The organism is Stenotrophomonas sp. STEN240 (genome assembly GCF_056756175.1).
On record NZ_JBRRBO010000069.1, the window covers coordinates 1 to 15,217 of the forward strand.

A 15,217-nucleotide genomic window follows, 5' to 3' on the forward strand; every position below is an offset into this window, starting at 1 on the left:
GCAAGGGGCATTCCCGGTAGAGCACCTGCCGAGCATGGCTCGGCACTACACACAGCAGTACCCCTCCCCAGCCCTCCCCTTGCCTGCGGCAAAGGGAGGGGGCAAAGCCGCCCAGCCCCCCGTTACTTTGTCCTCATAAACCCGAGCCGGGTTTCAGGCGATAATCCGCGTAGCGCTGGCCTGTTGCCTGCGCACTCCCCCGTTTCGGAATTGCAATGAGCGAGATTCGCAAGGTACCTGCCTCCGCCGGTGCGGAATGGCTGTTGACCGGCTTCGGCCTGCTCAAGCGTGCGCCCTTGGCGCTCGGTTCGCTGGGCATCCTGTGGGGCGTCGGCACCTCGTTGGTGCTGTCGCTGTCGATGCTGGTGCCGGCACTGGGCACAGTGGTTCAGCTGTTGCTGTTGCTGGCCGGGCCGTTGTTCATGGGCGGCCTGTTGTGGGCCATCCGCGAGGTCGACCAGGGCCGCGTCGCCAAGCCCTCGCACCTGCTGCAGGGTGTGCAGGAAGGGCGCGCACCGCAACTACTGGTGGCCCTGTTGCCACAACTGTTTGCCGCCCTGCTGCTGGGCACGCTGCTGCTGGTGCTGGTAGGCACCGATGGTCTGCAGCAACTGTCGGTGGTGATGGTCAAACTCAATGAGATCAGCCAGTCCGGTGCGCAACCGGACCCGGCGCAGATCGAGGCGCTGGTGGCGACCCTGCCCGCCGGCCGCATCCTGCTGTGGTTGCTGCTGTTGCTGGCCAGCTTTGTCGCGCTGACCCTGGCACTGTTCGTCATGCCGCCGCAGGTGATGTTCGAACGCGCCGGTGGCATGCACGCGCTGCGCGAAAGCCTGCGCGCCAGCATCCATAACCTGCCGGCCATGCTGGTGTTCTTCGTATTGGCCTTCATCGCCATTTTCGCGATCTATTTCGCGGTGATCATCGTGGCGTTGTTCGTCGGCCTGATCGCCGGCCAAGGGGTCGCCATGGCGATCGCCCAGCTGCTGCTGATGGCGATACTGATGCCGGTGTTCGCCGGTGCGGTATATGCAGCGTGGAAGCAGATGCTGGCCCCGGCCAGCGCCGCTGGCCCGACGCCGCCGCCGGTAAGCAGCGGCCACGTGTTTGAAGCCTGAAAAAGTCGGAGCCAGGAACGAGAAGTGAAAAGTGAGAGCAATAGCTCTCAGGCTGTTGCGTTTACTCGTTTCTCACTCCTCGTTCCTCGTTTCTAGCCCCTGGTTTCCTCGCGGCTGCGCTTGATCATGTACATGGCCTGGTCGGCCGCATGCAGCAGCGCATCCACCTCGGCACCGTTCGCCGGGTAGGCGGCCACGCCGATGCTGGCGGCGATGGCCAGGGTGAGCTCTTCACCGTCGCGCTGGTAGTGCATCGGCGCCTGCAGGGACTGCGTCACCCGCTCCATCAGGCGATGGGCGTCGTTGATGTCATCGAGTTCTTCCAGCACCAAGGCGAACTCATCGCCGCCCAGACGGGCGACGGTGTCGTTCTCGCGCAGTGCACCACGCAGACGCGCTGACAGTTCGATCAACACCGCATCGCCGGCGCCGTGGCCCCAGGTGTCGTTGACTTCCTTGAAGCGGTCCACGTCCACGTACACCAGCGCGAACATGCCGCCGTGGCGCTGCGCACGGTGGTGCGCGCTCTCCAGCCGGTCCATGAACAAGGCGCGGTTGGGCAGTCCGGTGAGCATGTCGTGCATGGCCAGATGGCGCATTTCCTGCTCCATCTGCTTGCGCTGCTCGACTTCGATCTCCAGCTGGCGGTTGCGCTCGGACAACTCGCTGAGCGCATCGCGCAAGGCCACCCGGTGCCGGTACAGCTCCAGGAACACCTGCACCTTGGACAGCAGGATGGTCGCTTCCAGCGGCTTGGCCATGTAGTCCACCGCGCCAAAACCATAGCCCTTCAACCGATGCACGTCATCGGCATAGGTAGCGGTGACGAAGATGATCGGTGTCTGCCGGGTGCTCTCTTCCTGCGACAGGATCTCGGCCACTTCAAAGCCGTTGATGTCCGGCATGTAGACGTCCAACAGCACCAGCGCGAACTCAGCATCCAGGGTGGCCTTGAGCGCATCGTTGCCCGACGCCGCCTCTACAACTTCAACGTCGAGCTTGGCCAGCACCCGGCGGATCACCAGCAGGTTGGCGGGGTTGTCATCCACCGCCAGTATCTTCGGGCGCGGCGGTACGGACGGCTTGGCTACGAACATAAGGCTTCCAGCAAAAGGGAGATGTCAGGCAACGGCAGGCAATGGTCGGCGCCGGCCAGCTGCAGCGCGGCGCTCGGCATCGTCGGGACCTGCGCGGTCTGCGGATCCTGCACGATGACCGTGCCGCCACGCCGGCGCACCTGCAGACAGCCCTCGGCACCATCGGAATTGGCACCGGTCAGCAGCAGGGCAATGAGGTGTTCCCCCCATACTTCGGCGGCGGATTCGAACAGCACATCGATCGAGGGGCGCGAAAATGCCACTCTGGGATCAACGCTCAGGGCGAAACGGCCGGTACGTTCAAGCAGCAGATGATAGCCGGAGGGCGCCACGTAAATGTGATGAGGCTCGGGCTGCTGGCGCTCCTCGGCCTCGCTGACCACCAGCCCGCTGCGGCTGGCAAGCAGCTCGCAGAACACCCGCATGTCTTCCGAACCGCTGTGGCAGACCACCACCATCGGCACCGGCAGCGGCCCGGAGAGCCCGCCCAGCAACTGATGCAGGGCCGACAGCCCGCCCGCCGAGCAGCCAACCACAATTGCCTGTGGTGGCAGCCCGGAAGCGGTTCTCAAAGCAGGCCCCCGGCATTGCGGTACAACCGCAGCTCGGCGTCCAGCGGGGCGAAATCACGGGCGCTGGGGGCGAAACGGATCGACTCGCGGTTGCCCAGGCAGAGGAAACCGCCACGGCTCAGGCTGTCGCGGAACAGGCCCAGTACCCGGTCCTGCAGTGCGTCGGAGAAATAGATCAGCACGTTGCGGCACAGGATCAGCTGCGCCTCGCAGAAGACCCCGTCGCAGACCAGGTTGTGGTTGGCAAAGGTGACCCGTTCCTTCAAGCGCGCATCCAGCTTCATGAAGTCGTAACGGGCATGGTAATAGTCCGACAACGTGTGGCGGCCACCGGCTGCCAGGTAGTTCTCCGAATACAGCCTTGCATCACGGATCGGGAAGATCCCCTCCTGGGCCTTGGCCAGGGCTTCGTCGCTGAAATCGGTGGCGTAGATCTGGCAGCGGTCATACAGCCCGGCTTCCTTGAGCAGGATGGCCAGCGAATAGACCTCCTGGCCATGTGCGCAGCCGGCCTGCCAGATGTTGATCTGCGGGTAGGAGGCCAGCACCGGGAAGACTTCGTCGCGCAGTTTGCGGAACACCGCCGGGTTGCGGAACATCTCCGACACCGGCACCGACAGCTTGGCAATCACCTGCGGCACCATCTCGTCGTCGCGCAGCACGCGCGCGGTCAGTTCGCCGACATGGCTCACGTCCAGGGTCTGCACCAACTGCAGCACGCGCCGCTTCAGCGACGACGGCGCATAGCCGCTGAAGTCGTACCCGTGGCGGCGCGACATGGCGTGGATGAAGGCATCCACCTCGATGTCGTCCACCTCGTCACGGCTGGGCGGTGCGGTGGTCGGTGCTACTTTTGCAGCCATACGCGCATCATCGACAACAGCTTGTCCAGGTCAACCGGCTTGGTCAGGTAGTCATTGGCACCGGCGTCCAGGCACTTGTCGCGGTCGCCATGCATTGCCTTGGCGGTGACCGCGATGATTGGCAGGTTGCTCCATTCGGGCAGCTTGCGGATCTCGCGGGTGGTTTCGTAGCCGTCCATGCCCGGCATCATGATGTCCATCAACACCAGCTCGATGGACGGGTTTTCCTGCAGCTGCTGCAGCGCCTTGTAACCATCCTGCGCCATCGACACATTCACCCCGCGCGCGCGCAGCGACTTGGACAGGGCAAACAGGTTGCGCATGTCGTCATCGACCAGCAGCACCTGGCGGCCGCCCAGATTATTGTCGTCGGACGGCGTGGCGTTGGCGCCGCGCGAGCCGATGCTGTGCAGGAACAGGCTCACCTCGTCGAGCAGGCGCTCGGGCGAACGCTGGCCCTTGATCACGATGCTGTCGGTGTACTGGCGCAGCTTCAGGCTGTCCTCGCGGCTCAGGTCCTGGCCCGAATAGATCACCACCGGCGGCACCGCCACCAATGTCGCTGCCTTCTCCAGGAACTCGATACCGGAGATGCCGCCCAGGTTGAGGTCGAGCACGATGCAGTCGTAGCTGTGGGTGGCGATGCGTTCCAGCGCTTCCTCACCCGAGGCGACCTGGTCGATCTCGACATTGTCGGCCTGCAGCAGGCGGGTCAGCGCCAGCCGCGAATCCGGATCGTCGTCGACCAGCAGCAGCTTGCGCACGATCTTGCCGGCCACATCCAGCAGGTGATCGAAGGCGGCAACCAGCGCCTTGCGGTCCACCGGTTTGGTCAGGTAGCCGACCGCGCCCAGCGCCACGCCCTTGGCCGCTTCATCCACAGCGGAAATGAAGTGCACCGGGATGGCCGCAGTCACCGGGTCATGCTTGAGATGCTGCAGCACCGACCAACCATCCATGCCCGGCAACATCACGTCCAGCAGGATGCCGGTGGGACGGAAGCGGCGCGCCAGTTCCAGGCCGCTTTCGCCATCGGCCGCGGCGAGTGCGCGGTGTCCCTTGCGACGGATCAGGTCGACCAGGATGCGCGCGAAGGCCGGGTCGTCTTCCACGGTGAGGATCACCGTTTCGCCAGCGGCAATGGCGTGGCGATCATCGGGAATCCAGTCGATCAACTGCGCGGTGGCCACCCGCGCCGGGCCCGGAGTGGGCGCGGGCCGGTGCTCGCTTGCCGCCTGGGTGGCGGCCATGGCGCTGGTCAGGCCGGCCGACAACAGCGGCAGTACCAGGCTGAAGCTGCTGCCCTTGTCCTGTTCGCTGTCGACCACCAGCTGGCCGCCGAGCAACTGCGCCAGGCGCCGCGCGATGGCCAGGCCCAGGCCGCTGCCGCCGTAATGGCGGCTGGTGCTGGAATCGACCTGCTCGAACGCCTCGAAGATCGAATCCAGGCGTTCTTCGGGAATACCGATGCCGGTATCGCGCACCGTCAGCGCCACGTGCTGCTCGTCGCTGGCGGCGCCGATGCGGGTCAGCATCGCCGCATCGGCAATGGCCATGCGCAGGGTGACCGAGCCCTCGCGGGTGAACTTGAAGGCATTGCCGAGCAGGTTGTTGAGCACCTGCTGCAGCTTGGAACGATCGGTGACCAGCGTTTCGGGCATCGATGGGTCGACATCGATGGCGAACTCCAGGCGGTTCTCCATCGCCATGTGGCGGAAGTGGCGGGTGACCTCGCGGGTGATGGCATCAACCCGCACTTCCTCGCGATGCACGTCCATCTTGCCGGCCTCGATCTTGGACAGGTCGAGGATGTCGTTGATCAGCCGCAGCAGGTTGGAACCGGAATCATGGATGACCGCAGCGGCCTCCACTTCCTCCACGTCCAGGTGGCCGCTCTCGTTCTCGGCCAGCTCCTTGGACAGGATCAACAGGCTGTTGAGCGGGGTGCGCAGCTCGTGCGACATATTGGCCAGGAAGTCGGTCTTGTACTGGCTGGCACGCGCCAGCTCCTGCGCCTTGAACTCGGTCTCGCGCTGCAATACCTGCAGCACGTCCTTCTGCTCGTTGAGCACCTCGGTCTTCTGCCGCAGCTCCTCGTTGGAGGCCTGCAGTTCTTCGGCCTGCACGCGCAGTTCTTCTTCGGACGCGGAAAGGCGCTGGGCCTGTTCCTCCAGTTCGACGGTCTTGCCCTGCAACTCTTCGTTGGTGGCGCGCAGCTCTTCTTCCTGGGTCTGCAAGGCTACCTGCGAGCGCTGCAGCTCCTCGGCCTGGGCGCGGGTGTGATCCAGCAGCAGCTGGGTTTCGTCGGCACGGCGGATGTTGTCCAGGCCCAGCGCAACGGTCGGCAGCACGCTGTCGATGAAGGCTTCCTGGGTAGCGTTGAAATGGCCGAAGGTGCCGAACTCGAACACGCCCAGCAGCCGGTCCTTGAGCAGCAGCGGCACCGCCACCAGATGGCGCGGTTGCGCCTCGCCCAAGGCCGAGTGCACGCCGAAGAATTCATCCGGCACCTGCTGCACGCTGATGCGTTTTCGTTCCAATGCGGCCTGGCCGATAAGGCCATCACCCAGCCCGTATTGCAGGCCCAGGTGCTTGCGCCGCTGGAAGCCGTAACTGCCCTGCAGGAGCAGCTTCTGCTGCTGTTCGTCCCAGGCGAAGAACACGCCGATCGGCGCATCGATGCGCGGCGCGATCTGCGATACCAGCGCCTGCGCGTATTCGTCCGGAGTCTGTGCGGTCTGCAGTTCCGCGCCTACTTCGCCGACACCGAACTTGACCCAGTTGGCGTCACGCGCAGCCAGCGAATTGCGCCGGAATACTTCCATCGCACGCGCGATTTCACCGATTTCATCCTGCCGCTGCAGGTCGCCGACTTCCACGTCCAGCTCGTCGTTGGACAGGCGCGTCATCTTGTCGGTCAGGCGGTTGATCGGCTTGACCACCAGGCGCGAGATCATCCACAAGGTGCCGATGATGATCAGGAAACCCACTATCAGCAGCACCAGCGAAATCCGATGCGCGCGGGCGATCCACTCGCTCATCTCGCTGCGGTCGCTCAGCATCTGGGTTACTTCTGTTTCGTAAATTTCATCCAGCGCCTCGGCCAGACCGTTGCCCTGGCCGCCGTTGCTGAGCGCAAGCAGCTGTTGCTGCGGCGTAAGCGGCTGCGCGCTGGCGGCCGGACGCAGCACCGAGGTGACATTGCTGTCCCACTCACGTGCCTGCAGCTGTGCCCGGCGCAGGCGCTCGGCCATAGGCCCGGTACCGGCGGCAGTGAGCGCTGCGGCCAACGCCGCATCACGTCGCTGACCTTGCCGCGCCACGGTTTCCAGATGCCCTTCGCCATCGCCAAGCAGGTAATTGCGGGTTGCGATCTGCTGCAGGCGTACCGCCTGGATCGCATCCTCGACCTGGCGGATCACCTCGATCTGCACGCTTTCCTGGCGGCGCGCGTCGTCGTCCTGCCCGGAGGTGCGGTAGCTGACCACGCTGGTGGCCAGGAAACACAGGAAAACCAAACCGAAAGCCGCCAGCATCTTGCTCAGCAGCGGCACGTTGTTGATCCAGCTCTCTTTCTTTTGCGACATGCAGGTGTTCCCCCGGGTGCCACCACGCCTGCCACCGCGCGGCCTCTATTCACAGAAAATAGCGCAGTTTGCTGGCAGCTGCCTGTATCGGCCGGTTCAGGGGGCGGCGGTCTTGCCCTGGTCGCGCGGCTGCAGCCAGCGCGCGGCATGTATGCCCAGCTCGTAAAGGAAACACATGGGTATCGCCAGCATCAGCTGCGACACCACATCCGGCGGGGTCAGCACCGCGGCCAGCACGAAGATGCCGACGATGGCGTAACCACGGCTCTCACGCAGCTGTTGCGGCGTCACCCAGCCCAGCAACACCAGGATCACCATCGCCACCGGCAGTTCGAAGCTGGCACCGAAGGCAAAGAAAATGGCCAGTACGAAATCCAGGTAGGCATTGGCGTCCGGGGTGATGGCGATCACCTCGGGGCGGAACGTGGTCAGGAAGTGGAATACCGCCGGCAGCACCAGGAAGTAGGCAAACGCACAGCCGATATAGAACAACGCCACCGCCGAACCCAGCAGCGGCAGCGCCAGGCGCTTTTCACGCGCATAGAGGCCCGGTGCCACGAATGCCCAGGCCTGGTACAGCAGCCACGGCACGGCCACGAACAGGGCAGCAAAGAAGGTCAACTTCAGCGGCGCGAAGAATGCGCCGGCCGGGTTGGTGGCAATCATCGATTGCCCGGCCGGCAGCTGCGAGATCAGCGGCGTGGCCAGATGGGTATACAGGGTGCGCGAGAACGGCATCAGCGCCAGCAGCACCACGCCGAGGCCAAGCAGCCCACGCATTACCCGTGAACGCAGTTCGATCAGGTGCTCGATCAGGCTGCTCTCGTTGAAATCCGCGCTCATGGTGTCCGCTCCGGGCTGGCCGGTGTCTGCCCGCCCGGCACCGGCGTATCGCCCAAGGGGATGCTGCGATTGAACTGGGCATCATCCGCTGCGGCGTCATGCGCCACGCTGGCGGGGTCTGCGGCAACGGTTTGTGCCGCAGCCGGCTGCGCTGCGTCATCGGCCTTGGACTCATTGCCGACAGCAGCGGCGATGGGGCGCGGCTCGATCACCCGCTCGGCGGCTGATTCGGGCAGTTCCACTTCGCGCTTGAAGGCATCGGTGCCGTCGCGCACCTGCTCGGCCTGATCGCGCAGCCCGGCCTCGGCCTGCTGCATCGACTGGCGCACGTCCTGCAGGTTGCGCTTGAGCTCTTCGGCATGCAGCTCACGTTCGAGTTCCAGCTTGACCGAATCCCACTGGTTGCGTGCCCGGCGCACCCACAGCCCGGCAAAACGCGCTGCCTTGGGCAGACGTTCCGGGCCGAGGACCACCAAGGCCACCACTGCGATCAGCAGCAGTTCGCTGAAGCCGATATCAAACACGTCGTGCGCTCAGGATCAGCGCGCGTCGCGGTCGTGCTCGGCCTGCTTTTCGCCGGTCTTATCGGCATCGCGCGACTCATCGCTCAGCTGTGCAGCCGGCTTGTCTTCGTCACGCATGCCTTTCTTGAACTCTTTGACCGCACTGCCCAGATCCTTGGCGCCGCTCGTCAAGCGCTTGGTGCCAAACACCAGCAGCACGATGACCAGCACGACCAACCAGTGCCAGATGCTGAAACTGCCCATGATCTGCTCGCGTTATCTGTGTGGAGGTTGTTGAGCATAGCGCACAAGGTATTACCTGATCGCTATGCCAAAGGTCAGTTGCCGCCGTCCAGGCTTTCGGTACGGATTTCACCTTCCGAAACCGGCTGAAAGCCCTGCTGCGGTGCCGGTTCAGCCGTCGAATGCTGCAACGGTGCGGTGGTCGCGGTATCGGTGCCCACAGCCGTGGCTGCGGCCGGTGCCTGAACACTGACGGCATCGCTGCGCGGTGCGGCGGCTGCCACCGGCGCGGTGGCGCCCTGGGTGCCACGCTTCTGCCGCGCGGCATAGGTGGATTCTTCCAGACGGTCACGGAAGGCGACGACGTCGGAGGACGGCGCGGTATTCAGGCGGCCTTCCAGGATCATCCGCGGGGTGGTGTTCTGGCCGTAGGCATCGAGGTTGGCGGCATCGTCGATCTGCAGCGCGGCGCCATCCAGCGCCACGCCGGCAAACAGGCCGCGGGCACGCGACCACGACCAGATTTCGGCCTTGAGCTGGCCATCGGTGGCGGCAGCAGCACTGCGACCGACCGGGCCGGCAGCGACGCCGGCATCGGCACCGAGGGTGAACTTGCCGTTGACGATGTTGTCCAGGCTGCGATCGTTGCGGAACACCAGGATCACATCGGAGGACTGCACGCCGGCCTGGAAGCCGATGCTGCCGCCGGTGAGCTTGATGAATACGGGGTTGGACCAGCTGCCATCGGCCGTTTTCACCGACATCAGACCGTGGCCACGACGCCCGCCCAACACCAGACCGGCCTTGATCGTGTCGGGAATGACGATGATGGCGCGGCCCTCATCAAGCAGCTTGTCCGGGATGGCCTGCTCGGGGATGTCCTGGATTTCGTTGAGCACCCGCACCGCATTGCGGGCGCGCTGGTCTTCCTGCGGACCGGCCACGGCAGTGGTGGACAGCAGGCTGGCGGACAGCAGCAGAACAAGGCACGGCAAGCGGCGCATGGGTAACTCCGTAGGTCGATGCATAGAAAGATAGCGCAAGTGCCTGAAATTAGTAGCGTGGCGATGAATAGAGGGGGAATGGGGCGGGTTTGCAGGAGCCGCCCCCTCCCTTTGGCGAAGCCAAGGGGAGGGCTGGGGAGGGGTGGCTTTTGGCTTTGGCCGGTGAAGCCCCTGCCGAGCATGGCTCGGCACTACCCCCTTACAGGTGCATACCTGCGAAAATGACCGGATGTCCGACGCACCCACCACCGCGCTGCTCGCGGTCAATCTAGGCACGCCCGAGACACCGACCGCTCCTGCGGTACGGCGCTATCTGGCCGAATTTCTGAGCGACCCCCGCGTGGTGTCGATCCCCCCCATCCTGTGGAAACCGCTGCTGTACGGGCTGATCCTGCCACTGCGCAGCGCGCGCTCGGCACAGAAATATGCCCAGGTGTGGCTGCCGGAAGGCTCGCCGCTGGCGGTCTACAGCCGCCGCCTGGCGCAGGCCATGCAACAACAGCTGCCCCAGTGGCGGGTGCGCGAGGCCATGCGCTATGGCGAACCGGCACTGCTGAAAGCGCTGGACGCGTTGGCCGCTGAAGGCATGCAGCGGATCGTGGTGCTGCCGCTCTACCCCCAGTATTCCACCACCACCACCGCCTCCATCGAAGACCGCGTGCAGCAATGGCAGGCGCGTAATCCGAAGGTAGTGGTGCAGACCATCCGCGATTACGCCGAAGACCCGCGCTGGGTTGCCGCCGTGGCCGCCTCCATTGCCGACTACTGGGCGCAGCACGGCCGTGGCGGCAAGCTGGTGTTCTCCTTCCACGGCATCCCGCAGCGCGTGGCCGATGCCGGCGACCCCTATCCGCAGCGCTGCGAGGCCAGCGCCAAGGCCATCGCCGCCGCCCTGGGCCTGAGCAGCGAGGAGTGGGAACTCACCTATCAATCACGCTTTGGCCGCGAGCGCTGGCTGCAGCCCTATGCCGAGCCGCGCTTGTGGGAACTGGCGGAGAGCGGCATCCAGACGCTGGATGTGGTCTGCCCCGGCTTTGCCACCGACTGCCTGGAAACACTGGAAGAAGTGCAGATGGGCTTTACCGAGACCCTGGCCGAGCGCGGCGCGCGCATGCGTTACATCCCCTGCCTCAACGACAGCACCGCCCATGCCGCCGCCCTTGCAGCCCTGGCGACGGCGCAGCCGGCATGAAGGCAACGCCATTCGACCTGCAGCTTGAGGGCGTCCACATTGCCGGCCTGCGTGCCGGCAATCCCGATGGCCTGAAGGTGCTCGCCCTGCACGGCTGGCTCGACAATGCGGCCAGCTTCCTGCCACTGGCCGCGCAGCTGCCAACGCTGGACCTGGTCATGGTCGACCTGCCCGGCCATGGCTACAGCGACCACCTGCCGCTGACCACGCCCTACACCACCCCGCACGCCATCGTGCAGACCCTGGCCATCGCCGATGCGCTGGGCTGGGACCGCTTCGTGCTGCTCGGCCATTCGATGGGCGCGGCGATTGCCAGCCTGGTCGCTGCGGTGGCCGGTGAGCGGATACAGGCGCTGGTGTCGATCGAAGCGCTGGGCGGGCTCACCGCACCGGCCGGGGAAACCGTGCAGCGCCTGCGCACCTATGTGGAAGCCATGCTGAAGCTGGACGCCAAGCAGCTGCGGGTATTCCCCGACCTGAGCGCACCGGTACGCGCGCGGATGATGGTCAACCAACTCAGCGAGGCCTCCGCGCGGCTGCTGATCGAACGCGGGGTCAAACCCGTCGAGGGAGGCTGGAGCTGGCGCAGCGATCCGCGGCTGATGCTGCCCACCGCTGTGCGCATGACCGAAGAACAGGTCTGCGATGTGGTCAGCGCCATCCGCTGCCCGGTGCAGGTGATCTATGCCACGCCGGCGCAGCCCTACTTTCCCGAGCCCGAGCGCAGCCAACGCGCGGCGCTGCTGCCCGATGGCCGCCTGCATACCCTGCCCGGTCATCACCATGTGCACATGGACCAGCCCGACGCGGTCGCCGCGATCATCCGCGACTTCATCGCGGCATTGCCTGACGCGAACTGAAAATAAAACCCGATACTTCCAGTGTCGGGTTCAGTAGTGGGCTCCGCGGCCGATAACACCGGTAGTGCCGTTCTCGAGAAGTTGACCCGCAGTCCCGCAACGGGTGCTGCGCGCCCCACCATTGCATGTCCCCCCGCCCTGCCCTTTGGCCCGGTGTCGCCACCGGCCTGATCCTGCTCGCCTGTTGGCTGGACAGGACCACGACGCGCCTCATCGCACTTGGCCTCCAAAGCGGCGCTGCGCTGGCAACAGTGCTGGCCGGGCCCTGCGCGCGGCAGCTGCAACCGGTACCCGCAGCCCAAGCGGCAATGCCTGCGCACCACTCCGGTCCGGCCCCTGCACAACGCCGGCAGGCATTGCGGCCAGTTTCCCGCGGCCGGCGCGTGCGGCATCGCCATCACACCTCATTGAATTCCCGCATCGCCGCCGCGTTGTTGCTGCCGGCTGCCGATAACCGCGTGCGCCACAGCAATCGACCGCTGCATCCGGACTGATGGCCGCGCGCCACCCGGCATTCCCCCTTCCCCACCGCTGTGCCTGTTGAACAGGAGTTCCCCATGTCGCCACACCCCCATGTAACGCCAGCACCTCCCGACACCTACTACACGCAGCTGGCCTGCGCCGCGGACCGCCTGTTCCTGTACTTCGGCCTGATCCTCGGCTCGGCGTCGTTGGCGCTGGCGCTGTCGGCGGGGCAATGGCTGCCATTTCTCGCCGTCACCGTGCCCGCCCTGCTGGTAATGGGCGCGCTGATCAAACAGGCACCGGGCAGCCGACTGAGCCGGGTGACCGTTGCACTGGTGCTGATGGCCATCGTCGCCGCCACCATCGAGCAGGCCAATGGCCTGGTGGAAATGCATTTCGCCGTATTCGTGGTGATCGCACTGCTGCTGTATTACCGGGACTGGTTGCCGGTGGTGGTCGCGGCGGTGGCGATCAGCGCACATCATCTGGCGTTCTACTGGATGCAGACGCGCGGCTTGCCGGTGCATGCCTTTGCGTCAGGCAGCAGCGTCAACATCGTATTGCTGCACGCCCTGTATGTACTGGTGGAAACCGCATTTGTAAGCGCAATGGCGATACAGCTGCAGCGCCAGGTACTTACTTTGGGCGCAGCGCCGGCCCGTCTGCGCGCCATGGTCGATGCGATTGCCGCCGGTGACGACAGCGGCAGTCTCGTCGCCGACAACCACTTCGCGCCAGGCACCCTGGCCGATGGCGTACTGCGCATGCGCAACCAGCTCGGCGAGCGGCGCCGGCAGGAAGACGCACTGCACCACGAAAACACCCAGATCCGCGCCTCGCTGGACGCTTCGCGCACCGGCATGATGATTGCCGACAACGAGCACATCATCCGCTACGTGAACCGCTCGGTGGTCGCCCTGCTGCGCAACCAGCAGGACACGCTGCGCAAGGCCTTCCCGGACTTCAACGTCGACACCCTGATCGGCAGCAGCATCCACCGCTTCCACGCCAACCCGGCGCGCATCCGCGGCATGCTCGACCAGCTCAGGAAAGTCCACAACGGCCAGATCACGATCGGCCCCGTGCATTTCAGCCAGGTGGTGACGCCGGTGTTCAACGCCGACGGCAGCCGCAGTGGCTTTGCGGTGGAATGGCACGACCGCACCCAGGAATTGCTGCTGGAAAACAGCGTGGCCGACATCGTTGCCGCCGCCTCAGCCGGCGCCCTGCACCAGCGCCTGCAAACGGTAAGCGAGGCGGGCTTCATCCAGACATTGACCACCGGCATCAACCAGCTGCTGGAGGTTGTAGCTACCACCACCGGTGAACTGCGCACGATGTTGTCGGCGCTGGCCGCCGGCAAGCTGGATCATCGCGTCCGGGGCGACTACGCCGGCGACTTCGAGGCAATGAAGAACGACGCCAATCTCACCGCCGAGCGTTTGACCGGCATCGTTGGCCAGATCAAGCAGTGCTCGCTGGCGATCAACTCGGCTGCACGTGAGCTAGCTGCAGGCAACGATGACCTCTCCCAGCGTACCGAACAGCAGGCCGCCAACCTGGAGGAAACGGCCGCTTCGATGGAAGAGCTGACCTCGACCGTGCGCGAGAACGCAGCGTCGGCACGTCAGGCCAATCAGCTGGCAGTTGGCGCGGCTGACGTGGCCGCACGCGGCGGTGATGTGGTTGGGCAGGTGGTGTCGACGATGCGTGCGATCGAGCTGTCGTCCAAGCGCATTGCCGAGATCATCGGGGTGATCGACGGCATCGCCTTCCAGACCAATATCCTGGCGCTCAATGCCGCGGTGGAGGCTGCCCGCGCCGGTGAGCAGGGTCGAGGATTTGCGGTGGTGGCATCGGAAGTTCGCAGCCTGGCGCAGCGTTCGGCCACTGCCGCGCGCGAGATCAAGGAGCTGATCGTCGACTCGATGGGCAAGGTGGATGACGGCGCCGCGCTGGTCGCACAGGCTGGCAGCACCATGAGTGAGATCGTCGGCTCGGTGCAGCAGGTCAGCGACATCGTCGCGCGCATTGCCGCCGCTTCGCAGGAACAGTCGGTCGGCATTGAGCAGGTCAATCACACCGTCGTGCAGATGGACGAAACCACCCAGCAGAATGCTGCTCTGGTGGAGGAGGCCAGTGCGGCGGCGCGCTCGATGGAACAGCAGGCCGATGCGTTGGCTGAGGCGGTTTCGGTGTTCCGTTATTCGGCTGAGGTTGAGGCTGAAGGGGTGCGGCGGGTGGGGTGAGGGTGCTTGTTGAGGGTGCTGTTGTTGCTGTTGTTGCTGTTGTTGCTGCTGTTGCTGTTGCTGCTGTTGCTGTCGCTGCTGTTGCTGCTGTTGCTGTTGTTGCTGTTGCTGCTGCTGTTGCTGCTGCTGTTGCTGCTGCCGTTGCTGCTTCTGTTGTTGCTGCTTCTGTTGCTGCTTCTGTTGCTGCTTCTGTTGCTGCTTCTGTTGCTGCTTCTGTTGCTGCTTCTGTTGTTGCTTCTGTTGTTGCTTTTTCTGTTGCTGTTGCTGTCGCTGTCGCTGCTGTTTTTTTTGTTGTTGTTGCTGCAGAAGCAGGAACAAGAGAAGACGCAAGAGCGGAAGCGGAAGCGAAATCAAAAGCAGAAGCAGAAGCAGAGGCACCCCTCCCTAGCCCTCCCCTTGCCTGCGGCAAAGGGAGGGGATGGGATTTGCACTTGGCAGCTGTCCCGATGCCTACAGCGCCCGGCTTTCTCCCTCCCTTTGCCGAAGGCAAGGGGAGGGTTGGGGAGGGGTGCTTTTGGCTTTTGGCTTTTGGCTTTTGGCTTTTGGCTTTTGGCTTTTGGCTTTTGGCTTTTGGCTTTTGGCTTTTGGCTTTTGGCTTTTGGCTTTTGGCTTTTGGCTTTT

At 64.7% G+C, this 15,217-nt stretch carries 13 protein-coding genes; 5 read left to right on the forward strand and 8 right to left on the reverse strand.

Annotated elements, in window-relative coordinates; all coding sequences use genetic code 11:
• Positions 1 to 215 precede the first annotated feature (215 nt).
• Positions 216 to 1,118 carry a BPSS1780 family membrane protein gene (locus ACVOKO_RS18645; protein ID WP_346500738.1) on the forward strand — a complete coding sequence of 301 codons (903 nt, stop codon included), beginning with the start codon at positions 216 to 218 and terminating at the stop codon, positions 1,116 to 1,118.
• A 92-nt stretch (positions 1,119 to 1,210) separates the two neighbouring features.
• Here ACVOKO_RS18645 and ACVOKO_RS18650 read toward each other — a convergent pair whose 3' ends face one another.
• From ACVOKO_RS18650 to ACVOKO_RS18685, 8 genes are all read right to left on the reverse strand, one after another.
• The gene (locus ACVOKO_RS18650) at positions 1,211 to 2,215 is read right to left on the reverse strand and encodes a diguanylate cyclase domain-containing protein (RefSeq protein WP_346500740.1); all 1,005 of its coding nucleotides are present in this window, start codon (positions 2,213 to 2,215) and stop codon (positions 1,211 to 1,213) included.
• Positions 2,206 to 2,787, reverse strand: coding sequence for a chemotaxis protein CheB (locus ACVOKO_RS18655; protein ID WP_346500742.1), 582 nt, complete (start codon positions 2,785 to 2,787; stop codon positions 2,206 to 2,208). Before ACVOKO_RS18655 ends, ACVOKO_RS18650 begins: the two co-directional genes overlap by 10 nt.
• On the reverse strand, positions 2,784 to 3,650 hold the full coding sequence (locus tag ACVOKO_RS18660) for a CheR family methyltransferase (RefSeq protein WP_346500744.1): 867 nt from the start codon (positions 3,648 to 3,650) through the stop codon (positions 2,784 to 2,786). The genes ACVOKO_RS18655 and ACVOKO_RS18660 overlap by 4 nt, the downstream gene beginning before the upstream one ends.
• Positions 3,635 to 7,237 carry a response regulator gene (locus tag ACVOKO_RS18665; protein ID WP_346500746.1) on the reverse strand — a complete coding sequence of 1,201 codons (3,603 nt, stop codon included), beginning with the start codon at positions 7,235 to 7,237 and terminating at the stop codon, positions 3,635 to 3,637. Before ACVOKO_RS18665 ends, ACVOKO_RS18660 begins: the two co-directional genes overlap by 16 nt.
• Positions 7,238 to 7,333: 96 nt before the next feature.
• A complete protein-coding gene (tatC, locus tag ACVOKO_RS18670) occupies positions 7,334 to 8,080 on the reverse strand; it encodes a twin-arginine translocase subunit TatC (RefSeq protein WP_346500749.1) in 747 nt (248 codons plus the stop codon).
• Positions 8,077 to 8,604 (reverse strand): Sec-independent protein translocase protein TatB, encoded by a 528-nt coding sequence (gene tatB, locus ACVOKO_RS18675; RefSeq protein ID WP_346500751.1) that lies wholly within the window; start codon positions 8,602 to 8,604, stop codon positions 8,077 to 8,079. The genes tatC and tatB overlap by 4 nt, the downstream gene beginning before the upstream one ends.
• 15 nt (positions 8,605 to 8,619) lie before the next feature.
• Positions 8,620 to 8,847: a Sec-independent protein translocase subunit TatA gene (tatA, locus tag ACVOKO_RS18680; RefSeq protein ID WP_346500753.1), complete on the reverse strand. Its 228-nt coding sequence runs from the start codon at positions 8,845 to 8,847 to the stop codon at positions 8,620 to 8,622.
• Positions 8,848 to 8,921: 74 nt separating this feature from the next.
• The gene (locus ACVOKO_RS18685) at positions 8,922 to 9,830 is read right to left on the reverse strand and encodes a lipid-binding SYLF domain-containing protein (RefSeq protein ID WP_346500755.1); all 909 of its coding nucleotides are present in this window, start codon (positions 9,828 to 9,830) and stop codon (positions 8,922 to 8,924) included.
• Between the two features lie 229 nt (positions 9,831 to 10,059).
• Between ACVOKO_RS18685 and hemH the strand changes: the two genes are divergently transcribed.
• From hemH to ACVOKO_RS18705, 4 genes are all read left to right on the forward strand, one after another.
• A complete protein-coding gene (gene hemH / locus ACVOKO_RS18690) occupies positions 10,060 to 11,022 on the forward strand; it encodes a ferrochelatase (protein ID WP_346500757.1) in 963 nt (320 codons plus the stop codon).
• Entirely contained in the window at positions 11,019 to 11,882 is an 864-nt protein-coding gene (locus tag ACVOKO_RS18695) for an alpha/beta fold hydrolase (protein WP_346500759.1), read from the forward strand. The genes hemH and ACVOKO_RS18695 overlap by 4 nt, the downstream gene beginning before the upstream one ends.
• A 557-nt stretch (positions 11,883 to 12,439) precedes the next feature.
• Positions 12,440 to 14,596: a methyl-accepting chemotaxis protein gene (locus ACVOKO_RS18700; protein ID WP_346500761.1), complete on the forward strand. Its 2,157-nt coding sequence runs from the start codon at positions 12,440 to 12,442 to the stop codon at positions 14,594 to 14,596.
• Between the two features lie 2 nt (positions 14,597 to 14,598).
• Positions 14,599 to 15,217: hypothetical protein (locus ACVOKO_RS18705; RefSeq protein ID WP_346500763.1), on the forward strand; the 619-nt coding region annotated here is incomplete at its 3' end.